The sequence below is a fragment of the Martelella lutilitoris genome, assembly GCF_005924265.1.
Taxonomy (GTDB): Bacteria; Pseudomonadota; Alphaproteobacteria; order Rhizobiales; family Rhizobiaceae; genus Martelella; species Martelella lutilitoris.
In genome coordinates this window covers 264,828-288,608 of record NZ_VCLB01000005.1, presented here as the reverse complement: position 1 = coordinate 288,608, position 23,781 = coordinate 264,828, and the positions used below count along the sequence as shown (strand labels likewise).

Annotated in this window: 21 protein-coding genes; 6 read left to right on the top strand and 15 right to left on the bottom strand. The window is 62.6% G+C overall.

The window, feature by feature from the left end; genetic code table 11:
- Positions 1-3: 3 nt before the first annotated feature.
- The 3 genes from FF124_RS10550 to FF124_RS10540 all read right to left on the bottom strand — a co-directional run bounded on the left by FF124_RS10550 (position 4) and on the right by FF124_RS10540 (position 3,132).
- Positions 4-900: a carbohydrate ABC transporter permease gene (locus FF124_RS10550; protein ID WP_138748445.1), complete on the bottom strand. Its 897-nt coding sequence runs from the start codon at positions 898-900 to the stop codon at positions 4-6.
- Between the two features lie 10 nt (positions 901-910).
- The gene (locus tag FF124_RS10545; RefSeq protein WP_138748444.1) at positions 911-1,807 is read right to left on the bottom strand and encodes a carbohydrate ABC transporter permease; all 897 of its coding nucleotides are present in this window, start codon (positions 1,805-1,807) and stop codon (positions 911-913) included.
- 92 nt (positions 1,808-1,899) lie between these two features.
- Complete coding sequence (locus tag FF124_RS10540; protein ID WP_138748443.1) at positions 1,900-3,132, bottom strand: ABC transporter substrate-binding protein; 1,233 nt, start codon at positions 3,130-3,132, stop codon at positions 1,900-1,902.
- Between the two features lie 593 nt (positions 3,133-3,725).
- On the opposite strand from FF124_RS10540, the gene FF124_RS10535 reads away from it, so the two are divergent.
- Positions 3,726-4,781, top strand: coding sequence for a LacI family transcriptional regulator (locus FF124_RS10535; RefSeq protein ID WP_138748442.1), 1,056 nt, complete (start codon positions 3,726-3,728; stop codon positions 4,779-4,781).
- Positions 4,782-4,833: 52 nt separating this feature from the next.
- On the opposite strand, the gene FF124_RS10530 is transcribed toward FF124_RS10535, so the two are convergent.
- The 3 genes from FF124_RS10530 to FF124_RS10520 form a co-directional block, all read right to left on the bottom strand.
- The gene (locus tag FF124_RS10530; RefSeq protein WP_246072355.1) at positions 4,834-5,214 is read right to left on the bottom strand and encodes a YbaN family protein; all 381 of its coding nucleotides are present in this window, start codon (positions 5,212-5,214) and stop codon (positions 4,834-4,836) included.
- Between the two features lie 98 nt (positions 5,215-5,312).
- Positions 5,313-9,011 (bottom strand): AsmA family protein, encoded by a 3,699-nt coding sequence (locus tag FF124_RS10525; RefSeq protein WP_138748441.1) that lies wholly within the window; start codon positions 9,009-9,011, stop codon positions 5,313-5,315.
- Positions 9,012-9,206: 195 nt separating this feature from the next.
- Positions 9,207-10,610 (bottom strand): FAD-binding oxidoreductase, encoded by a 1,404-nt coding sequence (locus tag FF124_RS10520; RefSeq protein ID WP_138748440.1) that lies wholly within the window; start codon positions 10,608-10,610, stop codon positions 9,207-9,209.
- Between the two features lie 127 nt (positions 10,611-10,737).
- Here FF124_RS10520 and FF124_RS10515 point away from each other — a divergent pair, with 127 nt between their 5' ends.
- Together FF124_RS10515 and FF124_RS10510 are read left to right on the top strand one after the other, a co-directional pair.
- A complete protein-coding gene (locus tag FF124_RS10515; protein WP_138748439.1) occupies positions 10,738-11,544 on the top strand; it encodes a fructosamine kinase family protein in 807 nt (268 codons plus the stop codon).
- 243 nt (positions 11,545-11,787) lie between these two features.
- Positions 11,788-12,864 (top strand): Gfo/Idh/MocA family protein, encoded by a 1,077-nt coding sequence (locus FF124_RS10510; RefSeq protein WP_138748438.1) that lies wholly within the window; start codon positions 11,788-11,790, stop codon positions 12,862-12,864.
- Positions 12,865-12,926: 62 nt separating this feature from the next.
- On the opposite strand, the gene FF124_RS10505 is transcribed toward FF124_RS10510, so the two are convergent.
- Positions 12,927-13,046 (bottom strand): entericidin domain-containing protein, encoded by a 120-nt coding sequence (locus FF124_RS10505; protein ID WP_246072369.1) that lies wholly within the window; start codon positions 13,044-13,046, stop codon positions 12,927-12,929.
- Positions 13,047-13,359: 313 nt separating this feature from the next.
- Here FF124_RS10505 and FF124_RS10500 point away from each other — a divergent pair, with 313 nt between their 5' ends.
- On the top strand, positions 13,360-13,989 hold the full coding sequence (locus tag FF124_RS10500; RefSeq protein ID WP_138748436.1) for an exopolysaccharide biosynthesis protein: 630 nt from the start codon (positions 13,360-13,362) through the stop codon (positions 13,987-13,989).
- A gap of 7 nt (positions 13,990-13,996) precedes the next feature.
- Here the strand turns inward: FF124_RS10500 and FF124_RS10495 are convergent, their stop codons facing one another.
- Positions 13,997-14,899, bottom strand: a complete 903-nt coding sequence (locus FF124_RS10495) for a LysR family transcriptional regulator (RefSeq protein WP_425462521.1) — start codon at positions 14,897-14,899, stop codon at positions 13,997-13,999.
- 120 nt (positions 14,900-15,019) lie between these two features.
- On the opposite strand from FF124_RS10495, the gene FF124_RS20550 reads away from it, so the two are divergent.
- The gene (locus tag FF124_RS20550; protein WP_187326895.1) at positions 15,020-15,187 is read left to right on the top strand and encodes a hypothetical protein; all 168 of its coding nucleotides are present in this window, start codon (positions 15,020-15,022) and stop codon (positions 15,185-15,187) included.
- Between the two features lie 263 nt (positions 15,188-15,450).
- Positions 15,451-16,461 carry a GlxA family transcriptional regulator gene (locus FF124_RS10490; protein WP_138748434.1) on the top strand — a complete coding sequence of 337 codons (1,011 nt, stop codon included), beginning with the start codon at positions 15,451-15,453 and terminating at the stop codon, positions 16,459-16,461.
- Here FF124_RS10490 and FF124_RS10485 read toward each other — a convergent pair whose 3' ends face one another.
- The 7 genes from FF124_RS10485 to FF124_RS10455 form a co-directional block, all read right to left on the bottom strand.
- Positions 16,462-17,343, bottom strand: coding sequence for a 50S ribosomal protein L11 methyltransferase (locus FF124_RS10485; RefSeq protein ID WP_138748433.1), 882 nt, complete (start codon positions 17,341-17,343; stop codon positions 16,462-16,464).
- A gap of 173 nt (positions 17,344-17,516) precedes the next feature.
- Entirely contained in the window at positions 17,517-18,113 is a 597-nt protein-coding gene (locus FF124_RS10480) for an SCO family protein (protein ID WP_138748432.1), read from the bottom strand.
- A 27-nt stretch (positions 18,114-18,140) separates the two neighbouring features.
- Positions 18,141-18,569 (bottom strand): GFA family protein, encoded by a 429-nt coding sequence (locus tag FF124_RS10475; RefSeq protein WP_425462520.1) that lies wholly within the window; start codon positions 18,567-18,569, stop codon positions 18,141-18,143.
- Between the two features lie 72 nt (positions 18,570-18,641).
- Entirely contained in the window at positions 18,642-19,127 is a 486-nt protein-coding gene (locus FF124_RS10470; protein ID WP_138748430.1) for a CreA family protein, read from the bottom strand.
- 76 nt (positions 19,128-19,203) lie between these two features.
- Complete coding sequence (gene ligA / locus FF124_RS10465; RefSeq protein WP_138748429.1) at positions 19,204-21,357, bottom strand: NAD-dependent DNA ligase LigA; 2,154 nt, start codon at positions 21,355-21,357, stop codon at positions 19,204-19,206.
- A gap of 61 nt (positions 21,358-21,418) precedes the next feature.
- On the bottom strand, positions 21,419-22,267 hold the full coding sequence (locus tag FF124_RS10460; protein WP_138748428.1) for an endonuclease/exonuclease/phosphatase family protein: 849 nt from the start codon (positions 22,265-22,267) through the stop codon (positions 21,419-21,421).
- Positions 22,268-22,317: 50 nt separating this feature from the next.
- Entirely contained in the window at positions 22,318-23,763 is a 1,446-nt protein-coding gene (locus FF124_RS10455) for a phospholipase D-like domain-containing protein (RefSeq protein ID WP_138748427.1), read from the bottom strand.
- Positions 23,764-23,781: the final 18 nt, after the last annotated feature.

The following is a 23,781-nucleotide window of genomic DNA, read 5'->3' as shown; positions in this document are numbered from 1 at the left end:
CATTCACCCTTTCACCGCGCCGGCGGCGATGCCGCGTACGAACAGCGGTCCGGAAACGAAATAGACGGCCAGCGGAACGAGGCCGGTCAGAAGCGTTGCCGCCATGTTGACGTTGTATTCCTTGACGCCCTGCACGGCGTTGACGATGTTGTTGAGCTGCACCGTCATCGGATAGTTGCGCTGGCCGGCGAAGATCACGCCGAAAAGGAAGTCGTTCCAGATGCCGGTCGTCTGGATGATCATGCCGACGACGAAGATCGGCAGCGACATCGGCAGCATGATGCGGAAGAAAATCTGCCAGAAACCGGCGCCATCGACGCGTGCCGCCTTGAACAACTCCTCCGGCAGCGAGGCAAAGTAGTTCCGAAACAGGAGCGTCAGGATCGGCATGCCGAAAATGGTGTGCACCAGAACGATGCCGGGCAGCGTGGAGAACAGGTGCAGTTCCCGCAGGATGATCACCAGCGGATAGAGCATGACCTGATAGGGAATGAAGGCGCCGAAGAGCAACACCGTGAAGAAGAATTCCGAGCCCTTGAAGCGCCAGTTCGCCAGCGCATAGCCGTTGACCGAGGCAACCGCGATCGAGACGATAATACCCGGCACGGTGATCTTCACAGAATTCCAGAATCCGACGCGGATCCCCTCGCAGTAAAGACCGGTACAGGCCTGGCTCCACGCCTTGACCCAGGGCTCGAAGGTGATTTCGACGGGCGGCGCGAAGATATTGCCCATGCGGATTTCCGGCATGCCCTTCAGCGACGTCACCACCATCACGTAAAGCGGAATGAGATAATAGACCGCGGCGACAAACAGGATGGAATAGAGCATGATCCGCGACGGCGCAAAACGGCGCTTGGGACGCGGACCCGACGGTTCGGCTGACATGACTGTACTCATCGTCCCCTCCTCACTTCTTCTTCTTGTCTCTGAATTCCATCAGCGCCCAGGGCACGAGGATGATGAAGACGGTGACCAGCATCACGGTCGAGGCGGCGAGCCCCTGGCCGATATTGCCGCGCTGGAACATAAGGTCGTAGACATATTTGGCGGGCACTTCGGAGGCGAATCCGGGGCCTCCTTGCGTCATGGCGACGACGAGGTCGTAGACACGGACGATGCCCGAGGCGACGATGACCAGCGTGGTCACGAACACGCCGCGCATCATCGGAATGACGATGAAGAGATAGGTCCGCCAGGCGGGGATGCCGTCGACCTTGGCCGCCTTCCAGATTTCGCCGTCAATGCCGCGCAGGCCCGCCAGCATCAGCACCATGACAAGGCCCGTTCCTTGCCACAGGCCGGCAATCACCAGCGCATAGATGACCGTGCTCTTGTTACCGAGCATGGCGAAATCGCCGCCGGGCAGGCCAAGATCATCGAGGAATTTCGGCACGCCGAGGCCCGGATCGAGGATCCATTGCCAGACAAGGCCGGTGACGATGAAGGAGAGCGCGAAAGGATAGAGAAAGATCGTGCGGAATGTGTTTTCGAAGCGGATCTTCTGATCGAGCAGCGTGGCCAGAAGAAAACCGACGACGAAGGAGAAGACCAGGCTCAAGCCGCCATAGATCAAGAGGTTGATGATCGCCACATTCCAGCGCGTCGTGCCGAACAGGCGATCATACTGGGCAAAGCCGACGAAATTCTCGCTCGGCAGAAGCCGCGAATCGGTGAATGAATAGATGACCGTCCAGGCGGTGCAGCCGATGAAGATGACCACAGCGGTCAGCATCATCGGGATTGCCGCGATCTTGGCGTTCAGATTCTTGAACAGGCCGAGCGGACGGCGAGCAACAGCAGACATTGCAGCTCCCCTCTCAGATTGGCATGGATCCGGAAGGAAAAGGGGCAGGCCTCGCCAGACCGGGCCCGCCCCTTATCCCTATAAGCAGAGGCTTACATGGCCTGTTCGATGATCGACTGCTGCTGTTCGAGCGCCTCGTCGACCGTCATGTCGGAGGAGAAGAACTCCAGCGCCAGGTCCGTGATCTGGCCCTGCGTGTCGGAATCGAGCAGTTGCTCGGTCGACGGCAGGACGTTTTCAGGATTGGCGAGGATTTCGAGACCCTTCTTCATGCAGGCATTGGCGGCTTCGAGATCGACATCGCCGCGCACCGGAAGCGAGCCCTTGACGAGGTTGAACTCGACCTGGGTTTCCGGGGAAACCAGCATGGAGGCCAGCTCAAGCTGGGCCGCCGTGATGTCCGGATCGTCGGTCTTTGGGAAGTAGAAGGCATCGCCGCCCGTATCGAGCACGGGGTTGTTGCCGAGACCCGGCAGGCAATCATAGTCGACACCGGCTTCCTGGCCCGCCTGGGCGAATTCGCCCTGCGCCCAGTCGCCCATGATCTGCGCGGCCGCGTCGCCCTGGATCACCATATTGGTGGCGACATTCCAGTCGCGGCCGGAATAGGCATCGTCGACCATGTCGCGCGCCTGGGCGAACGCTTCCCAGATGGCGCGGTTTTCGTCGCTCATCACGGCGTCTGGATCCTTATCGCCGTTCACGGCGAGATAGTTGTCGACGCCGCCGATGGCGACCTGCATCACATTGCGGATGCCGTCGACCTGCCAGGGCTGGCCGGTGGCGAGCGGAATGACGCCGGCTTCCTGCAGCGCCGGCGCCGCGTCCACGAGTTCCTGCCAGTTGGTCGGCACCGGAATGCCATTGTCCTCGAACACATGGCGGTTCAGCCACATCCACTGCCAGGAATGGATGTTGATCGGCACGCAATAGATGCGGCCGTCATATTCGCAGGCTCCGAGAAGCTTGGCGGGGCGGATCTTCTCTGCCCAGTTTTCTTTCTCGGCAAGATCCGTCAGGTCGAGCATCAGGCCCGCCTTGATCAGCTCCTCGGCGTCACGGCCGGTATTCATCTGGGTCGCGCCCATCGGATTGCCGCCGAGAATGCGGCTGATGATGATCGGGTTTGCGGTCGAGCCGGAACCGGCAATCGCGCTGTCCACCCAGGTATTGCCGGTCTCGTTGAAATTGTCGGCAAGCACCTTTACGGCTGCCGCCTCGCCGCCGGATGTCCACCAGTGGGTCACCTCAAGGTCGGTCGCGTTGGCTGCGATAGGCATGGCTACGCCGGCCGCCAGGGCGGCGGTGAGAATTGCATGTTTCATACTGTCCTCCCAACTGAAACGTTGCCGGAAAAAGGTATGCGAAAGCCAAGTAACGCGCAACCTTTTTATTCCGGTTTTTAGCAGAGTACTACTTTCGAACTAGAACCATGGAGAGCTACAGGTTCGCTTTCGGCATTGCAAATTTCAATTATAATATTGTTTTGTTTGTATTTTTTATAATCACTGGACAACACTGTCCGGACTGGTTCGCAATTGCGAAATCCTGATTTGCGGCAATGTCTTCACCAGGTACCAATCCGGCAAATAGACCGTTTAACACGCGGCAGCGTTTTTTCTGTATCGTTGCAGCTATTCTCGCGCTAGACTGAGGACGGGCAGATGGCGACACGCTGTACGCCCATGAACAGCGGCACGGAGGGGAGGCTCCGTTTGGCGCGAAAGCCAATGTGCAGAGCCGCTCAAAAACGACAAGAAGGCGCGCACGATTAGCGTTGCCCATGAGAATCAGCGTATCGTTGCAATCAAGGCCGGACCCGGCCTGTTGTCCGATATGCTGTGCCACCAGGGAGGAGACGGGCCACACGGCCCGTGCCGTCGCGCGGCACGCGCGACGCGGGAGATGAAAGACGTCGATGAAACCCACCACCGGAAGATCGCGCGAGACGAGTAATGCGCGCCCGACACTGAAGACCATCGCCTATATGACCGGGCTCGGGGTGACGACCGTCTCCCGCGCGCTGAAGGATGCGCCGGATATCGCCGAGCACACCAAGGAACGCGTTCGGCTTGTCGCCAAGCAGCTCGGCTACATGCCGAACCGCGCAGGCGTCAGGCTTCGCACCGGCAAGACCAATGTGATCGCGCTCGTCCTCAGCATGGAGGAAGAGATCATGGGCATGTCCGGGCAGATGATCTTCGGCATATCGGACGTCCTGTCGGACACGCCCTACCATCTCGTACTGATGCCGCAGCCGATCCATCACGATCCAATGGCCCCGATCCGCTATATTCTCGATACGGGTTCGGCCGACGGGGTGATCATCTCGCGCATTGCACCGGACGACCCGCGCATCGCGCTGATGCTGGAGCGTGGCATGCCGTTCGCCGCCCATGGCCGAACAGAAAGCGACCATGACTACCCTTTCCATGATTTCGACAATGACGCCTATGCGATGGACGCGGTGGAAAGGCTTGCGGAACGCGGGCGCAAGCGCATCGTCTGCCTGCAGCCGCCGAGCCACCTCACCTATTACCGCTATTTCCGCGCCGGCTTCGAGCGCGGCCTCAGCCGCTTCGGCCTGCAGGAAACGCCGCTGACCTCGGTCAGCACCGATTCATCGCTGTCGGAAATCCGCAACGGCGTGCTGGCGGCGCTGTCGTCATCGACGCCGCCGGACGGCGTCATTGCCTGTTCCGGCAGCAGTGCCGTCCCGATCATGGCGGCACTCAGGGCGCGCGGGCTGAAGCTTGGAAAAGATGTCGATCTCGTCGCCAAGCAGCCGGCCGACTTCCTGAACTGGATCAGCCCCGAGATCATCGCCATGAGCGAGGATTTCAGCCAGGCAGGCCGCGAGCTTGCCCGCGCCGTGCTGGCGCGGATCGAAAACCGGTCGTCCCCGCCGCATCAGAGCATCAGCAAGCCGGACTGGTCAAATGCGCCGGTGCTGAAAACCGCGCAATCGCATTGAATGAACCGACTTGCCGTGACGCGAATGAGGGAGCGAGCGCTTTGCGACCGGCTCAACGGTCCGCGCGCACGGCAACGGGCGCCGGCCGGGTGACCACAAAGGCGGCGCAGCTCAGAAGCACCAGCCCGACGGCGAGCTGCAGCCAGAGATAGGCCGAGGCAAAATAAAGCACGGACAAGAAGCTGAAGCACATCGCCGTCACCGCCAGGACCTTGGCGGGCGTGGCGATCGCGCCCTCATGGCGCCACTGGCGAAGATGGGCGCCATAGCGGGGATGATCCATCAGCCGCGCCTCGAGCTCAGGCGAGGAACGGGCGAAGGCCGCTGCGGCAACGATCAGGAACGGCACCGTCGGCATGATCGGCAGAAATACGCCGATGACGCCCAAGGCGACCATGATCCAGCCGATGACGAGTAAAGCCCTGCGTTTCAATATCCTGCCTCCTGCGAACCGGATTTCCAATAACCTCAAATCGCGCTTTGGTCCAGCAAAGCCACATATGGGTTTGAAAACGGGCCTTTTTTAGGCTCTCAGGGAAGCGGCGCCTGAACGCCGCGCTGCTCCTCGGCGCCGCGGATCACCGATTCGATCAGCCTGTCCCAGTCGCTCGGCTCTTCAGGCTGCTGCGTGCCGGTCCGGGAAGACCCGCCACCCTCGGCGGGCGTCGGAACGGGAATTGCGGCCTGATCGCCGGCGGTCGCGTCTTCGGCCTCACGCCGGCGACGTTCCTCCTCCTCGCGGCGCAGGCGCTCGGCCTCCTCGCTCTGGCGGCGCTCAAGCGCCCGCTGTTCGGCGCGGAATTCATAAAGCGTCGCCTCGCGCCGGAGGCGCTGCTTTTCCAGAATATCGGCCTGCAGCCGCTCCACCCGCGCCCGTTCGCGCTCGACGGCCCGCAGCGCCAGGAAATTGTTCACCTCCGTCAGATCGAGGCTGCGAACCGGATCGGAAAGCGGCCCGTTGAAACCGATGGTGAAGCCGGCGCTCGCCCCCTCCTCGCTTGCCTCGCCGAGTTTCAGCGCCACATCGATCGACGCCTCGAGGTCACGTTCGGCAAGATCCGTCCGCAGGGCGCCGTAGACCCGCGCCTCCGGCAGGTCGACAAAGACGTTGCGGGCCTGAAGCACGCCGTCGGTAATGCTGAAGGGAATGGCAATGTCGCCTGCGGTAAAGCGGCCGTCGCCAAAGATCAGCGACCGCATTTCATCGGCGATCGCCGCATTGGTGACCTCCGTACCCTCAGCATCCGCCCAGGCAAGCAGCGGATCGGTGACGGCGAGATCGAGCCCCGAAATGACGGGGGACTTCAGCGTCAGCATGCCGGAACCGCTAGCGTCCGCCATCAGGCCCGCCGCCGTGTCCGACGTCGTTTCGACCACCAGTCCGAGATCAAAACGGCCGCTTGCCACCGGGCTGTCGCCGGTCTTCCACAGCGCGTCCGGCAAGGCGGCATCGGCAAGGTTGATCTGCGCCTGGAAATAGCCGTCGCCGCCCGAATTGCCCAGTTGCAGGTCGCCGGAAAGCGTGCCGTCGAAAAGCCGGCCGGCAAGGCCCGTGAGCGTCAGCCCGCCGCCGCGAAAGCCCACCGTGCCGCTCATGCCCGTCACCGGCTCCGGCAGGCCGGCGTCGAAGGAAGCGGCCTGAACGTCGATATCGGCCTCGGCCGTGCCGAAATAGGCGGATCCGAAGGGCGTATCCGGCAGGCCTTCCGGCGCAAGCACGAAATTCGGCCCGAACACGGCCTCCATCAGCCAGGCAAGATCGAGCCGGTCAAGCGACAGCGCCCCGTCAAGACGGGCGACCGGCTCGCCGCGCTTGAGGTCCAGGCGGCCCGTCACGCCGTTGCCGTCGAGATCGCCCTCAATCGCCGAGAAAGCGAACTGCTCCGGCGTAACCTCAAGGCCTGCCTTGATCGACAGCGGCACGCCGAATGCTGTGCCCGGCACGGCAAAGGCGTTCATCGCAAGATAGGGTTCGAGATCGGGGCTTGCGAGCGAGAGCGAATAGCGGCCGGAAAGGAAATCATCGGCTTCAAGGCTCGCTTCGCCGGAGGCGGTAAACCGGGTCTCGCCGCTTGCCGCCCTGAGGCCGACGGCGACCGGCCCCTCCCCTTCGGACCGCTCGATCGACAGCGAAAGCTGGGCGCCGGCGGGCGCCGGAATGGGCAGAGGCGCAAGACCGGCCTGACCGAAGACGATCGCCGCATCCGGATTGGAGAGTTGCACCTGGCCGCTCACCCCGCCCGGCCCGACAAGCGCATCGCGCCGCCACGAACCGGAGATGCGGCTATCATTGGCGCTGCCGGAAAAGACCGCGGAAACGCCCGTGCCATCTTGGCCAAAGGCCAGATCGGCTTCCAACTCGGCGTTCTGGTACCAGGCGGCGTTCTCTTCCAGCATGGAAAGGAACGGATGCGTGCCGAACCGGTCCTGAAGCGTCGCGACGAAACCGGAAACGTCCTCGGCCGAAAATGTCGCCCGCCCGGAGCCGGTCGGCAGGGCGCGATCCGTCTGGGCCTGTCCGGAAAGCGTGATGGCCGCGCCGGCAAGATTGCCGATCTCCAGACGATCGACCGAAAGCGCGCCGGTCTGGTATGTGAAATCCGTGTCGACCAGCTCGGCGCTCAGATCAAACGCGTTGACCGCGCCGGCCCTCAACGTTGCATGAATGCGGTGGCGGCTCAGGCCGCTGTCGATATTCTCGCCGACCATCAGCCCGGCCAGCGCCCTCAAGGCGTTGAAATCAATGACATTGCCGGAGAGATCAAGGTCAAGTTCAGGCGTCGCATCGCCGTTGGACTGGCGCGACAACGCGCCATCGAGCACGGCGTTCCCGGCGACGATCTGCAGGTTCTCGAAGATCTGGGTACCGGCCGCCAGATTGACGTCGGCGGAAAAGCCCGCGCGGTCCAGCTCACGGATTTCCGGACCGACGCTGCCGGTCAGCCATTGCGAGAGGCCGGAGGGTTGGCGCGAGGCGACCAGGAGCGAACCGGTGAACGACGTCTCTTCTCCGAGCGAGAGCCTGCCGGAAGCCTCCACCTGGGTGCGGCCCGGCAATTCGGCCGAGCCGTCCTCGATCCGCCAGCCGTCACCGTCCGGCGCGGCATCGAGAACGATCGAACGGATCGTGGTATCGCCGGAAACCAGCGCCGGCAGACGGAAGGTCACGGTGCCCGGCAATTGCGGGATCGGCACGCGCTGCAGAAAGCCGACCAGCATGTCGAGCCGCTCGCGCGCGTTCGGCGTCGCCACCCTGCCCTTCTTCAGATTGGTATCGTAGTCGGAAAGCCGCTCGACATTGAATTGCTGACCGTCCGCCGTCAGAAGAAAGCTGCCGCCAGGACGCGTGTCGAAATTGGCCTCGCCCGAGATCACATAGGGGTCGACCCGCGTACCGATTTCCAACCGGTATTCGGGAACGGCGATCGAACCATTGGTCAGTTCGAACTGACCGCTGGCGCGCGGCGGCGGCACCTCGTCCGCTTCCTCCTGCGTAACGGCAAGCCGGAAACCGCCGGCATAGAAGGGCTTTCCCTCCTCAAGCGCGACATCGCCCTCAAGTGCTGCCGAAACCGGCCATTCGGCGGGATCGGCCGAGAGCCTGAGGCGCATCGATCCTGTTTCCGGGTCCGGCCGGCCGGTGAGGATAGAGAAGGCGCCCGCATGCCCGTCGAGCACGGCACTGCCCTCCATCCGCCAGGGGCCCTCGATCGCGTTGGCGGAGAGCATCGCATCGATATCGGTCAGCGCGCGCGACGGCTTGCCGGAGACATCGGCAAGGCGGATTTCACCATCGCGGATTTCCACATCCTCAAACACAACGCGCCGGGCCGAAAGCGGACCGTTGCCGGTCGACGTCCACGACAGCGCGCCAGCCTCGTCAAGCGTCAGGTTGAGGACCGGATGCTCCAGCAGCATCTTGAAGATACGGACCTCGCCGCTCAGGAAAGGCGCAAGTTCGGCATCCATTGAAAAGGCGTCGGCCGTCGCCAGCGGTTCGCCGGAGGCGTCGCGCCCGACCCGAACGTCGTGCATGGTGATTGCCGGGAAAGGCAGAACCCGGACATCGACATCGCCGACAACCTCGACCTTCTTGCCAAGCGCCCGGCTTGCCTGAACTTCGAATTCCTGTCGGAAGCTGCTCCAGTCGACGAAGTAGGGAACGACGAGGGCCGCAAACAGCAGAAGAACCAGCAGCGATCCGATGAAAACAAGTATTCGTCCCAGCAATCTAGCGGTTCCTTATCTCATTCACGCGGCACTCTGCAGTTCCGCCTGCCGGCGGCCCGCGACATCCGATAGCCATCTCGTCCGTCGGGCGGCCCGTTCCGCCCGGTCATTCCGATGTCTGGAACCTATCACGACGCGCCGGGACAGGCCAGTTCGGCCTGCCGCGCCAAAAACAAGTTTTACGTGCTTCTTTCCTCAGAAAATCTTTCCGGGGTTGAAGATATTATCCGGATCGAGCGCCTGCTTGATCGCGCGCATGGCGGAAACCGCCGCTCCGATCTCCTGGCCGACGACGCGCTTCTTTCCCTGGCCGACGCCGTGTTCGCCGGTCGCAGTCCCGCCCATGGCAATCGCCCTTTCGGCAAGCCGCGTGGTGAAGGCCTCGACGCGGGCGATCTCTTCAGGATTGTTCTTGTCGAACAGGACGAGGAGATGGAAATTGCCGTCGCCCGCATGGCCGACGACAGGCGCCAGAATGCCCTCGCGCTTCACATCCTCCTGGGTTTCGCGCACGCAATCGGCAAGACGTGAGATCGGCACGCAGACATCCGTGGAAAGACCGTCGAGTTCCGGCGCGAGCGCCCGGCCGGCCCAATAGGCGCTGTGACGGGCCTTCCACAGCTTCGTGCGTTCCTCGGCATTGGCGGTCCAGACGAAATCGGAGCCGCCGCAATCGGACGCGATCTCGGCGAACTGCGCCGACTGCATGGCGACAGCCTCTTCGCTGCCGTGGAATTCCAGAAGAAGCAACGGCGTTTCGGGAAAGTCGAGGCCAGAATAGGCGTTGCAGGCCTTGACCTGCAGCGCGTCGAGAAGCTCGATGCGGGCAACCGGGATACCCATCTGGATCGTCATGATCACCGCGTTGCAGGCGTCTTCCAGCGTCTCGAAAGACGAGACGCCGCCGGCGATCTTCTCCGGGATGCCGGCGAGCTTCAGCGTGATCGAGGTGATGATGCCGAGCGTGCCTTCCGCGCCGACGAAAAGCCGGGTAAGATCATAGCCTGCGGACGATTTGCGCGCGCGGCGTCCGGTTACGATCTCCTCGCCGTCTGCGGTCACGACGGTCAGCGCCAGCACCACGTCCTTCATCGTGCCGTAGCGCACCGCATTGGTGCCCGAGGCCCGCGTCGCGGCCATGCCGCCGAGCGAGGCATTGGCGCCGGGGTCGATCGGGAAGAACAGCCCGGTATCGCGCAGATAGTCGTTCAACTCCTCGCGGGTAACCCCCGGCTCGACGCGACAGTCGAGATCCTCGGCATTGACCTCAAGCACCCGGTTCATGCGCGACAGGTCGATGCAAATGCCGCCCTCCGGCGCATTCACCTGCCCCTCGAGCGAAGACCCGGTGCCAAAGGGAATGACCGGCACCTTGTGTTCGGCGCAAAGCCTCACCGCCGCCTTCACGTCCTCGGAACTTTCCGCAAAGAACACGGCGTCCGGCAACTGCGCGGGAAGATAGGTGGTCGTATGGGCATGCTGCGCGCGAAACGCCTCGCCCGTCTGCACCTTGTCGCCGAAACGCTCCTTGAGCAGATCAATCACCTCTTGCGCCGCCTGCGGATCGCGCGGGCGTGTCTGAACGTCTTCAATTGCCAAAACTTGCACTCCGAACCTGTTTTGCCGTAGCCTCTGGACGCCCGGCCTTTTCAGCGTTTTATGCGAGGACGGCCCCCGGCGTCCAGAGCCGGCCGCCAACCTGAACCACCCATTTACGGCTTCCGCGATGAACGACCTCAAGGACATGATAGCGAACCTCATCGGCGTTGATCGCGTCACCCTCTCCCATTTTGCCTCGGGCGACCTCTCGGCGCTGATGCTCGCTAAGACGGAGGACGGCCGGCACTTCGTCGTCAAGGGCGGCCCGGCGCCCGCCGTGGAAGGCGCGATGCTGCGCCTGATCGCCGCGACGGGCGCACCGACGCCGGAGGTGATCGCCGCCAATGACCGCGTCCTGATCATCACGAAGGTTGAGGGACGAGGCGGTTTTTCCGACGCCCAGGCGGATCTCGGCCGTTCGCTTGCCAAGCTTCACGCCGCAACCGGCCCGCAATACGGCTTCGACCACGACTATGCCTTCGGCAAGGTTCCGATCGAAAACAACAAGACAGACTCATGGGTCGCATTCTGGCGCGACCGCAGGCTGTTGAACAATATCGACGACATCCCCGCCGACCTCGCCCGGAGGATCGAACGGCTTTGCGAAAGACTGGCCGACCATTTGCCGGACACCCCGCCCGCCGCCCTTCTTCACGGCGATCTCTGGTCGGGAAATGTGATGGCGTCTTCCGGACGCATCACCGCCTTCATCGATCCGGCCAGCTATTACGGCCACGCGGAAGTCGATCTCGCCATGCTCAATCTGTTCGGCAGTCTGGACCAGGGCTTCTACGACAATTACCCGGCGCTTGAACCGGGTTACGAGGCGCGCCAGGCGATCTACAGCCTCTGGCCGGCGCTCGTGCATCTTCGCCTGTTTGGCGGCGGTTACCGTTCGATGGTAGAAGGTTTTCTTGCCGATGCGGGTTACTGAGTTGGTTCTTGCCGCAAACGGTGGCCACACGGGAATTTCGGTTTATGCTAGTGACAGTTTTTTGAAATCGTCTGATTCCATTGCAGAGTTCATCTTGACCCGTCTCGCCAGGACCGCCGCCAGCACCGAAAGACTTTGCGCTTTCGCGCAGACCGAAAGCCGGTTTCGCGCCTTCCGGGTTCCCTCGGCGACGACGGCAAGGATCAATGCCGGATGCGGCAAGACGCATATCAGGACATGTGAATGACACGAACGCTGAAAGTCGCTGTAGTCGGGCTCGGTATCGGCCGCAACCACATTCAAAACGGCTACCGCACCAATACCGATCGTTTCGAGGTCGCCGCGCTATGCGATCTCGATGCCTCCCTGCTGAAGGCTGCCGGCGCCGAGTTCGGTGTCGAACGGCTGGAGACGGACTATCTCGAGATCGTCGGCATGGACGATATCGACGTGATCGACATCTGCACGCCGCCGGCCACCCACAAGAAGATGATCATCGCCGCCCTTCAGGCCGGCAAGCACGTCATCTGCGAGAAACCGCTTGTGGGATCGCTTGCCGATATCGACGAACTGCTCGACGCCGAATCGCGCTCCTCCGGTCATGTGATGCCGATCATGCAGTATCGCTACAATGATGGCGCCCAGAAGGCGCACCACATCATTGCCTCGGGCCTTGCCGGCAGGCCGCTGGTGGCGACCTGCGAGGTGCATTGGCTGCGCGGCGCGGACTACTACGAAAAAGACTGGCGCAAAAGCTGGTCGGGCGCGCTTGGCGGCATATTGATGAACCAGGCCATCCACGCCAATGACCTGATGTTCTACCTCCTCGGCCCGGTACGCTCGCTGTTCGCGCGCACGGCCACGAGGGTCAACAGGGTCGAGGTCGAGGACTGCGCCAGCATCAGCGTCGAGCTTGAATGCGGCGCGCTGGCCACGACATCGGCGACGCTCGGCTCGGTGGAAGCCCTGAGCCGCATGCGGCTCTGCTTCGAGAACGTGACGATCGAAACCGACAGCCGCCCCGACTTCACCGCCGACAAGGCGCCCTGGCGCTTCGTTCCCTCGAGTGCCGCAATCGGCGGCAAGATCGACGAAGCGCTTGCCGGTTTCACGCCGCCGCCCTCGGGATTTGCCGGACAGATGCAGGATTTCCACAAAGCCATCTGTAACAAGACCCCGCTGCCGCTGACGCTCGGCGATGCCCGCCAGAGCCTCGACTTCGCCACCGCCGCCTACTGGTCGGCCAAGACCTACAGCGCGGTTGCCCTGCCGGTCCTGCCGGACCACCCCTTCTACAACGGCTGGCAGAACGCGTTCTGACGCAAAACGCCCGGGCGACCTGCACCCGGGCGTTGCGTGAAAGGGCAGTTCCGCGAAAGACCTCAGTAGGACGCAGCGTTGTCGATCGACTGGCCGGCATCCTGGGTCGCGTCGATCGCGTTGGCGGTATCCTGGCCCATGCCCTCGATCGTGTTGCCGCAGGATGCGACCAGAACGCTCATGGCGAACAGGGTGAACGCGGCGATGATTTTTCCTTTGAACATTTGCATCTCCTGGAATTGCTTCGGATCGCTTGATCAACGTCCCAGAAGCGCCGGGGTTCCGTGGCAACCAGGCGCTTTTTATCGGCGCGAACATATCCACAAGCGCTGCACCGTTCGTTCACAGCCAATCCCCGGCATTTGCACAGCTTATCCGGGGGTTATCCACAGGCCAGGCACGGCGCAGCGCCGCAGCCGGAATTTCACCGAAAAAAGCTGGTTTTGATCAAATTCGGCCCCATCTAGCTGAGAGCCGGCAAGAGGAGCAGCACGATTGGAACACGAAAAGACGGATTTCGAACCACGATCGCACGAGGGGGAGAAGCTTTCGGACATTCTTGCCTGCCTGCGTCCCGGGCCGGACGGCCGTCTCAGCCTCGAACAGCTCGATGATGCCCTGGCGGAGCGATCCTTCGGCGCCTTCATCGTTCTTTTTTCGATCCCGAACCTGATTCCGCTGCCGCCCGGCGCCACATTGCTGCTCGGCCTGCCGCTGATCCTCGTCTCCTGGCAGATGATGATCTCGCGCCACACGCGCGTCTGGCTGCCCGAACGGATCGCGCGGTTTTCCGTCGACGGCGCGCGCGGCATGGCCATTCTTGACCGTGTCCTGCCCTGGCTCCGCTGGATCGAAAGCGCGGTGAAGCCGCGGTTCTGGTTTCTTGAAACCCGGAGAGCGGAGCGCGTGTTGGGTGGCTTCGCGCTCATTCTTTCGATCGTGGTGTTCTTCCCGATCCCCTTCGGCAACTGGCTTCCTGCCCTTGCCCTTGCGATCATCGGCCTTTCGGTCACCGAGCGCGATGGCTACGGGCTCGTCATCGGGCTTGCGGTCGGGGTCTTCGCGATCCTGCTGGCGGGGCTTGTTGTCGTTGCCGCCGGCGCGCTGATCGCGCTGCTCTTCTGATACGGCGTCAGGCCACGCGGCTTTGCCGCTCGGCGGGCCGGAAGGCGTGGCGGATGGCGTCGGCGACCGCCTCGATCAGTTCGCCGCGCTGCTCAGAAAACTTGAGGCGGATTTCATAGAAGCCAAGCTCCGGCAACCCCGCCTCTTCCCCCAGAACCTCCATGCCGTCCGACACGTAATAGGAGGCGATCGGCGCTACGGCGAGATCGGAAAGGACGGCGGCGCGTTGCACCATGGTGGTCGCGCTCATATAGGCGACGCGATAGGCCCGACCGACTTCCGTCAGCTTCTCCACGGCCTCGTTGCGCCATGAACAGCCCTGCTCCCACATCGACACCGGAAGCGGGTCCTTCGTGTGCGCCGTTCCGCAACTCGCGCCGACCCAGACCAGCCGCTCGCGCAGGATCAGTTCGCTTTCCTCATCCGAGGCGCCATTGCCGGAATTGAGCAGCGTCAGATCAAGCCGTTGCTCGCTGAGCCGCCGGCGCAACCCGACGCTGTTGTCGATGGTGACATCGACCATAACGCCCGGAAAGGCCTCGGCGAAGCGCTTCAGGATCGTCGGCAGGATGCGTTCGCCGATATCGTCGGTGGCGCCGAGCCGGACCACGCCATGCATGTCCGGATGTCTGAAACGCGACATCGCTTCATTGGAGAGCGCGAGCATGCGGCGGGCATAGTTCAATAACGTCTCGCCGCTATGGGTCAACCGCACCGAACGCGCATCCCGCACGAAGAGCGAGACACCGAGCTGTTCCTCCAGCCGCTTGATCTGCATGGAGACCGCCGAGGGCGTGCGAAACACGGTTTCCGCAGCGCCGGAAAAACTGCCCGTCTCCGCGATAGCGACGAACGTGCGGAGGATGTCGTTATCGAGAACCGGCAGCGGAGTCTGCAGGAGATTGGCCATGAAGCGCTCCATCAATTCAATTTTGTTGATGAATAGCATGATTACATTTCGTTTGATTGAATGTCAAATCTGTCTACCTTGGGATCAGGTCATCAAGAAACGCATTGAAGGAGAAACGAAATGGGACTGTTCATCATCCTCAGACATCTGGTCGCCCCGCTTGCCAGGCTTGCCGAACAGCGCGACGAGGCCGCACGGCGGGCGCTGATAGACCGCAATGTCAACCGTATCCCGTCACATCTGCGCGACGACATCATCGCCCGTGAGGAACACTGGCGCTATGACTAAGACGCGAGCGGCCGTCGTTCACCCGACGGCCGTTTTCGCCGCAACGCAGCAATGGCGGACGAAAGAAACGCCCGGTCACCAAGCGGTTGCAATGAAGCCTATGTGCAACGCTTCACAAAAAAATCACAAACCGGATCGGGATCGGCTTTGCTGGCGCATTTGTCTGTGTCAGTGTCGCAATCAGACTATTGGCGGCCATATTTCTTGCAGAAGTTAATTCTACAAGATCAGATTCCGGCTTCGACTGCGGCGGTGTGTGCACAATGGTGAGATCGTTCGTTTTTTATCTGGTTCCGCAATTCTCGCTCCTGCCGTTTTCGGGCGCGATCGAGACATTGCGCATTGCCAACAGGATGCTGGGCTTTGAGGCCTATCGCTGGCGGATCACCTCCGGCGATGGCCAGAAGGTCTATTCTTCGAGCGGCATCGCCGTCGATCCCGACACGTCGCTTGCCGACGAGCGCCGCTCGCTGATGGGCGAGAAGCGCCCCGACCTCGTGCTGGTCTGTTCCGGCGTCGATGTCGACGATTACGACAACAAGTCGTTCGAGGCCTGGCTGCGCGAACTCAACAATCGCGGCTGCGGCATCGGCTCGATGTGCACGGCCACCCACCTTCTGGCCCGCGCCGGCCTTTTGAAGGGCAGGCGCTGCGCCATCCACTGGGAAAACATGCCGGGGTTTTGCGAAACCTATCCGGAAATCGACGCCCATGCGGACCTGTTCGAGATCGATCGCAACATCTACAGTTGCGCCGGCGGCACCGCCTCGGTCGACATGATGCTGCATATCATCAGCCGCGAGTTCGGCGAGGGCCTTGTCAACGCCATCTGCGAACAGGCTCTGACGGACCGGGTACGCCCCTCGAGCGAGCGCCAGCGCCTGCCGCTCCGCGCCCGTCTCGGCGTGCAGAACGGCAAGGTGCTGCAGATCATCGAACTGATGGAGGCCAATCTCGCCGAACCGCTGTCGCTGATCGAGATCGCCGATGCGGTCGGCCTGTCGCGCCGTCAGGTCGAGCGCCTGTTCCGCCAGGAAATGGGCCGTTCGCCGGCGCGTTACTATCTGGAGATTCGCCTCGACCGCGCCCGCCGGCTGCTGGCGCAGTCGACCATGCCGGTCGTCGATGTGGCGGTTGCCTGCGGTTTCGTCTCGGCCTCGCATTTTTCCAAATGCTACCGCGAGATCTACCAGTGTTCGCCGCAGCAGGAACGGGCGCTCCGTCGCCAGGCCCGCATGAGCGTCAGCGAGAACGCGTTCAGCCTCGCCGTCTGATCAACCCTTGAGCAGAAGCGTGACCCAGCCTTCGCGCCAGTAGGTGCGCACATGGCGCATGCCCTGTGCGCGATAGGCCGCCAGCACCTTCCAGCGCTGCGTTTCCAGAATGCCGGAGAGGATGACCGAGCCGCCGGGCGCAAGGTTCGCGCGCACGCCGGGCGCAAGCTTCATCAGCGGACGGGCAAGAATATTGGCAATCACCAGATCGAAGGGGCCGTGCTCGGCAAAGGCCGCGTGATGGAAGCCCGGCGCGGTGACGAAATCGACGCCGGAGACAATGCCGTTCTGACGCGCATTGTAACGGGCGACCCTGACGGCGACATCGTCGATATCGGTCGCCAGAACAGAGATCGGCCTCAGCTTGCGCACCGCCATGGCCAGGACGCCGGTTCCGGTTCCAAGATCAAGCGCGTTTTGCGGCGCCTCGGCCTTCAAAAGCGTGTCTATCATTTCAAGGCAGCCGGCGGTTGTCCCATGATGGCCCGTGCCGAAGGCCTGCCCCGCCTCGATCTCGAGCGCGATGTCGCCGGGCCGGCGGTCCTCGCGATCATGGGCGCCGTGCACCAGAAAACGGCCTGCGCGCACCGGCTTCAGCCCTTCCAGCGATTTGGCGATCCAGTCGATATCGGCGATGATCTCCTTCTCCACCGCGAGAGGCCCGCCTTCGGGAAAAAGCCCGAGCGCCGCCTCGAACACCTGTCGCAGCGCCTCTTCCTCTTCCGCCTCAAGATAGACCGAGGCCTCCCAGATGTTTGCCTTCTCGTCGATCTCCATCGTCGCCAGCGCATAGGGCTCCTCGCCGAGCAGTTCGGAAAGCGCATTGAGAACGCGGCCTGCGCCGGCCTCATCGGTGGTGACGTAGAGTCGGATCTGGCTCACTGCGGTCTGCCTCTCTGGAGACTGAAAAGGTTCGAGTATCGGCGATACCCTCGCGCCCCTGCCAAGGCAAGCCCTTAGAGCGCCGTGCGTCCATTCGGACGCACAATGGACGCTCTAACCTATTGGATCTACGCATCGGCCTGAAAATCGATTCCGATTTTCAGGCCGATGCGCTAGTCGATCAGGTTCTCGAGCTTCTTCATGGCGACATCCGGGTTCTCGCCATAGGCGATCGTGCCCTTCAGCACACCGCCGTCATCAAGCAGGAAGACGGAGGCGTTGTGGTCCATGGTATAGTCGCCGTCCGGTTCGTTCGGATCGAGCGGCACCTTCTTGTAGTAGATACCGAATTCGTCGACCATTTCATGCACCTTATCCGGATCGCCGGAAATCGCCTCGATACGGTCGGTCACATTGGAGAGATAGCGATGCATGATCTCCGGCGTGTCGCGTTCGGGATCGACGGTGATCCAGTAGGCATTGATCCTGTCGCCGTCCGGATCGACCTCGTGCAGCCAGCCATTCATTTCGTAAAGCGTGGTCGGGCAGACTTCCGGGCAATGGGTGAAGCCGAAGAAGATCGCCGTCGGCTTTTCCCTGAGCGCTTCCTGGGTGATCACCGAGCCGTCTCCGGCCGTCAACTGGAATTCCGGGCCGAAGGGGATGTTCATCATCTCCTCATTGGTCTTGCCGATCTCGTAGATCAGCCAAACGATGAGGCCGCAAACGACAATCACCGAGCCCCAGAGCAAACGCCGGAAAATCTTCATCTTCTCTTCCCTTCAGGCCATCCGGCCTCAGTCGTCCAGCAGTCCGTGCCGGCGATGCCAGTCCTCAAGCGAAAGCTCCGGATAGCCATCATAATGCACATGCCCCTCGCCTTCGGGCACATCGACCCAGTCGGCTTTGGAGCCAAGCATGATATGCACGATCTCCGGCGGGCGGGGCAAGGGCGTATCGACGATGGAGGCAACGGGGTGGACGAGCTCCGGCCAGCGTGGGTCGAAGAGATAGAGCGCCGACCCGCACGCGCCGCAGAGATGGCGTTCCGCCTCGCTCTCGCCGTCATGCATGCGGGCATGATAAAAGCGCTTGTGCTCCGCACCTGTGACGTCCAGCGTTGCGGCATCAGCGCCGATGTTGATGGCATAGCCCCCGCCCCCGCCGGACTTGCGGCAGATGCTGCAATGGCAGCGTTGATAGGGCACCGGCGTTTTGCTTTCCACGGAAAAGCGCACCTTTCCGCACTGGCAGCTGCAATCGAGTCTGATGGTCTCTCTCCCTCGTTTGGGTTCAGCCTATTCCGGGGCTCCATTTTCCCAGACGACGTCCTGGCCGTAAAGCGGCACGGTCGACATCGACATCTTCGCCGAGCCCTCGGTGATTTCGCGCGTATGGGCCAGATAGATCAGCGTGTTGTTGGCACGGTCGTAGATCCGGTTGATCACCAGGTTCTTGAAGATCAGCGACCGGCCCTGCTTGAACACTTCCTCGCCGTTCTTGTCGAGTTCGATATCACCGATCCGGATCGGACCGGTCTGGCGGCAGGCGATGGAGGAATTGGACGGATCCTCGAACCAGTTGCCCTTCGACAGCCGATCGATCACCGAGCGGTCGAAATAGGCGATATGGCAGGTCACGCCCTCGATTTCCGGGTCATGCAGCGCATCGATCTCGATGTCATTGCCGACCCAGTCGACCCCGACCTCACCGACCTGTTCGGCCATTGCCGAGGTCGCCAGAAGCGTCACCCCCGCAAAGAGGGAAACCAGATATCCACGCATTGCCGCACTCCGTCTCACGTTCTGATACCTCAGGAGATAAGAGCGCGCGCCCGCTTTACAAGCGCGACGGCACGTCTCAGTTGCCGATCAGCGCCAGCCACTCATCCTCGTCCATGGTCGCAACGCCGAGTTCCTCCGCCTTCTTCAGCTTGGAACCCGCGCCGGGGCCGGCGACCACGATGTCCGTCTTTTTCGAAACCGACCCGGAAACCTTGGCCCCGAGGCTTTCGGCCTTTGCCTTGGCCTCGTCGCGGGTCATCTTCTCGAGACTGCCGGTAAAGACCACCGTCTTGCCGGCGACGGGACTGGTCGTGTCAATCTTCTGCGCATCGTCGAGCGGCGTCACATCCTCCAGCAGCCGGGCAATGACGGCGACATTCTGCTCTTCGGCGAAGAAATCGACGAGCGCACGCGCCACCACGGTTCCGATGCCATCGATATTGTTGAGATCATCCCAGGCATCGCCCTCGCCCACAGCCGCGTCCCGCATCGCCTGTTCGAAAGCGGCGTAGGAGCCATAGGAACGGGCCAGAAGCTTCGCCGTGGTCTCGCCGACATGGCGGATGCCGAGCGCGAAGATGAAGCGCGGCAGCGCGATCTCACGGCGCTCATTGATCGACTGGTAGAGATTGGCGACCGAGATCTTGCCCCAACCGTTGAAATTCTCGAGTTTCGTCAGCGCCTCGGCCTGGCGTCTTTCGAGCGTGAAGATATCGGGCGCCGTGCGGATCGCAAGCCCCGGATCCTCATGTTCGAAGAAGAAATCGACCTGCTTGCTGCCGAGCCCTTCGATATCGAAGGCATTGCGGGAGACGAAATGCTTCAGGTGCTCGACGGCCTGCGCCCGGCAGGAAAAACCGGCCGTGCAGCGCCGCACGGCATCGACCTTGCCGCTCTTCTCGTTGATGTCGCGCACCGCATGGGCGCCGCAGACCGGGCAATGATCCGGAAATTCATACGCTCTTGCATCCTCCGGCCGCTTCTCCGGCAGAATATCGACGATCTGCGGGATGACGTCGCCGGCGCGCTGGACGATCACGTAGTCGCCGACGCGGATATCGCGCCCCTCGCGGATCGGTTCGCCGTTCGAACCCTTGCCGGCGATATAGTCCTCGTTGTGCAGTGTCGCATTGGTGACGACGACGCCGCCGACGGTGATCGGCTCAAGCCTGGCCACCGGCGTCAGCGCGCCGGTGCGGCCGACCTGGATATCGATCGCCGTCAGCCGGGTGATCGCCTGCTCGGCCGGAAATTTATGCGCGGTCGCCCAGCGCGGCGAGCGCGAGCGGAAGCCGAGCCGCGCCTGCAGGTCGAGCCGGTCGACCTTGTAGACCACGCCGTCGATGTCATAGTCGAGGTCCCCGCGCTTGACGCCGATCTCGTGATAGTGCGCGAGCAGGTCATCGACGGAGGAGAGCCGCTTCATCAGCGGATTGACCGGAAAACCCCATGTCTCGAAGGTCTCGACCATGCCCATCTGGGTGTCGGCCGGCATCTCCGACATTTCGCCCCAGGCATAGGCGAAAAACTTCAGCTTGCGCTTTTCCGTCACCTTCGGGTCCAGTTGGCGCAGCGAGCCGGACGCCGTGTTGCGCGGGTTCACATAGGTTTTCTCGCCCGCCTCCGACAGCGCGGCATTGAGCGCGGCAAAATCGCTCTTCGCCATATAGATCTCGCCGCGCACCTCGACGATCGCGGGCGCGCCGTCCGGCAGGCGGTTCGGGATTTCGGAAATGGTGCGGACATTGGCCGTCACATTCTCGCCCGTGGTGCCGTCGCCGCGCGTCGCGCCCGAAACCAGGCGGCCATTCTCATAGCGCAGCGACATCGACAGACCGTCGATCTTGGGCTCGGCGGTAAAGGCGATCGAGCCGTCCGGCATCTGGCCGAGAAAGCGATAGACCGAGGCGATGAAGTCCTGCACGTCCTCGTCGGAGAACACATTGCCGAGCGAGAGCATCGGCACGGAATGGGTGACCGGCGCAAAGACCTCCGAAGGCGCAGAACCGACGCGGGCCGACGGGCTGTCATCGCGCACGAGATCGGGAAAGCGCGCCTCGATCGCATCATTGCGCTGCTTCAGCGCGTCATATTCGGCGTCGGTGATTTCCGGCGCATCCTTGCCGTGATAGGCAGCGTCATGACGGGCGATCTCCTGCGCCAGGAAGGCGAGTTCCGCCCCGGCCTCTTCCCGGGTCATCTTGTCGGTCGGGACCTTGTCTTTCGCCATTGCCGCGCGCTCCTTCGCATCATCCGGACGCATTAGAGCATTTGCCGCAGGATCGGCAAGTTCAAAGACCGGCAGCGGCCGAAAGCCCGTCTCCCGGCGCGCTATCGCCCTTCAGGACCGAGGTGTCGAGCAGCGCCGTCAGCGGCAGATGGTCGGAGGCCGCGCGCGCCAGAAGCGAATCATGCACGGCGAGATCGGCCACCAGCCCGTCGCGGTTGGCAATGATCCGGTCGAGCGCCAGAACCGGCCAGCGCGCGGGAAAGCTGGCGCGCGCCGGCGGCAAAGCGCCGAAGGCCGCCTCAAACTTCTTCAGCGCCGAACCGTCGCCGAGCCGCCATTCATTCATGTCGCCCATGATCACCGAGGGCGCCTCCGCACGGCGGCCGAGAAGCCCGATGATGTGGTCGGCCTGCTGGCGGCGCGCCCAGCGCAGAAGGCCGAGATGCACGGCAGCGACCCTCAATGAAATGCCATTGTTGAGGGCGATGTCCGTCACCAGCGCGCCGCGCGGCTCCAGCCCCGGCAGTTTCTCGCGGTGGATATCGCGCACCGCGCCGTCGCGGAACAAGAGAACATTGCCGTGCCAACCATGAGCGCGCGCGCTCGCTTCCACCGGCACGGCCACCAGACCCGTCTCCGCCTCGATCCGCTTCAGGTCCAGAAGACCCGTGCGCTCGCCGAAGCGGGTATCGGCCTCCTGCAGGGCAATCAGGTCGGGACTGATCTCCCGGATCACCTCGAATATCCGATCGGGATCGAAGCGCCCGTCAACGCCGACGCATTTATGGACATTGTAGGTCGCGACCTTCAGTCCGCTGCCTTCCATCGGAACGGCGCTGTCCGGGCGTTTGCCGTTCTCGCGGAGGGAACGCAGGACGGCATTGGCAAGGGGAGATTTGATCGGGCTCATCGCTTCACTTTGCGGTAACTCGGGTCTGACCTTTTTATATTGGGTCTCAATTACAGATACGGCAAGCCCAGCCACAGGATCCGGTCGCGCAACCGGTAGACGAAGGGCCGGCTTTTCAGCGCCTTGCGAGTCACTTCCGTCGAGCGCTCACGCGCGGCGACGATCCGCGCTTCGATCTCACCGGCAAAGTCTGCGTCGAAGACTTCCATGTCCGTCTCGAAGTTCAGCCTGAGCGAACGCGAATCCATGTTGGAGGAGCCGAGATAGGACCATTTTCCGTCGACCGTCATCAGCTTGGAATGGTTGAAGGGGCCATTGTCGCGCCAGATGCGGCAGCCATTCTCGATGATCTCGTCGAACTGCGCTGTCATGGCCCGGTCGACAAGGCCGAGATTGTTCTGGCCCGGCACGATGATATCCACCGTCACGCCCCGCCGCGCCGCTGTCGCAAGCGCGGAAACGAGATCGCGATCCGGCAGGAAATAGGGCGACATGATCAGAACCCGGTCCTCCGCGACCGAAAGCGCGCCCATGATCATGTTGTTGTTGTTGGAGAGGTTCCGGTCCGGCCCCGAGGGCACGACGCGGGCGATCAGCGGGCCTTCGTCGGAAGAGGTCTCGGCAATGCTCCAGGCCTCGCCGTCCAGCGCCTCATGCGTTTCGAAATACCAGTCGGCGGCGGCAACCGTGAAATAATCGGCGACGGCGGCGCCTCGCAGCATGAAATGCGTGTCCTGGGCGGCATTCGGGCCGGTGAAGGCAGCGCGAATATTCATGCCGCCGGCAAACACCGTCTCGCCGTCGATGACGAGAATTTTCCGGTGGGTCCTGAGATTGGCGTAGGGCAGCCGCAGCCTGAGGAGAACCGCGCCGTTGAAGGTGGCGACGCGGATGCCATGCGCGCGCAGAAGCTTGGTGATGCGCGGGCGCGAATAGCGCGCGCCGATGGAATCGACGAGGATGCGCACCTCGACGCCGCGCTTGACAGCGTTTGAGAGACTTTCGACGAAACGCTGCCCGATCGCGTCGCTGTCGAAGATGTAGGTTTCCAGAAGGATGGAGCGTTCGGCCTTGTCGATCGCTTCCAGCATCGCCGCATAGGCCTCGTCGCCGGTTTCCAGCAGGCGGACCTTGTTGCCGGCGGTGGCGGGCATGCCGGTCACCGTGTTGCCCAGCATCCACTGCCCGCCCATGCGCGGGCCGAGATCGGCTACGACCCGCTCGCGGTCGATCTTGTGCTTCTGCTCCTCGTGGGCCACCGCATCGGGAACGCTCTGGCGCTTGTCGCGCACCGATTGCCGACGCATGCGGTTAATCCCGGCCACGGCATAGATCGCCGCGCCCAGAATGGGCGAGAGCATGATCACGCCGACCCAGCCGATCGCGGCGCGCACCTCATCCTTGGTCATCGTGGCGTGGATCGCCGCCGTCGCACCGAGGACAAAGGAAATGACCGCCAGAATATGCGGCCAGTAGTGTTCCAGAAAAACGTTCATCAAGGGCAATCCCGTTGG

Bases quoted from the DNA above. Each gene is read 5' to 3' on its own strand.
- FF124_RS10515 (WP_138748439.1), top strand. From the start codon at position 10,738: ATGAACGACCTCAAGGACATGATAGCGAACCTCATCGGCGTTGATCGC.
- FF124_RS10480 (WP_138748432.1), bottom strand. From the start codon at position 18,113: ATGAAGATTTTCCGGCGTTTGCTCTGGGGCTCGGTGATTGTCGTTTGC.
- FF124_RS10540 (WP_138748443.1), bottom strand. From the start codon at position 3,132: ATGAAACATGCAATTCTCACCGCCGCCCTGGCGGCCGGCGTAGCCATG.
- FF124_RS10545 (WP_138748444.1), bottom strand. From the start codon at position 1,807: ATGTCTGCTGTTGCTCGCCGTCCGCTCGGCCTGTTCAAGAATCTGAAC.
- FF124_RS10505 (WP_246072369.1), bottom strand. From the start codon at position 13,046: ATGAGCGTTCTGGTCGCATCCTGCGGCAACACGATCGAGGGCATGGGC.
- ligA (WP_138748429.1), bottom strand. From the start codon at position 21,357: ATGGCGAAAGACAAGGTCCCGACCGACAAGATGACCCGGGAAGAGGCC.
- FF124_RS10550 (WP_138748445.1), bottom strand. From the start codon at position 900: ATGAGTACAGTCATGTCAGCCGAACCGTCGGGTCCGCGTCCCAAGCGC.
- FF124_RS10455 (WP_138748427.1), bottom strand. From the start codon at position 23,763: ATGAACGTTTTTCTGGAACACTACTGGCCGCATATTCTGGCGGTCATT.
- FF124_RS10510 (WP_138748438.1), top strand. From the start codon at position 11,788: ATGACACGAACGCTGAAAGTCGCTGTAGTCGGGCTCGGTATCGGCCGC.
- FF124_RS10470 (WP_138748430.1), bottom strand. From the start codon at position 19,127: ATGCGTGGATATCTGGTTTCCCTCTTTGCGGGGGTGACGCTTCTGGCG.
- FF124_RS20550 (WP_187326895.1), top strand. From the start codon at position 15,020: ATGGGACTGTTCATCATCCTCAGACATCTGGTCGCCCCGCTTGCCAGG.
- FF124_RS10535 (WP_138748442.1), top strand. From the start codon at position 3,726: ATGAAACCCACCACCGGAAGATCGCGCGAGACGAGTAATGCGCGCCCG.
- FF124_RS10490 (WP_138748434.1), top strand. From the start codon at position 15,451: ATGGTGAGATCGTTCGTTTTTTATCTGGTTCCGCAATTCTCGCTCCTG.
- FF124_RS10460 (WP_138748428.1), bottom strand. From the start codon at position 22,267: ATGAGCCCGATCAAATCTCCCCTTGCCAATGCCGTCCTGCGTTCCCTC.
- FF124_RS10495 (WP_425462521.1), bottom strand. From the start codon at position 14,899: ATGGCCAATCTCCTGCAGACTCCGCTGCCGGTTCTCGATAACGACATC.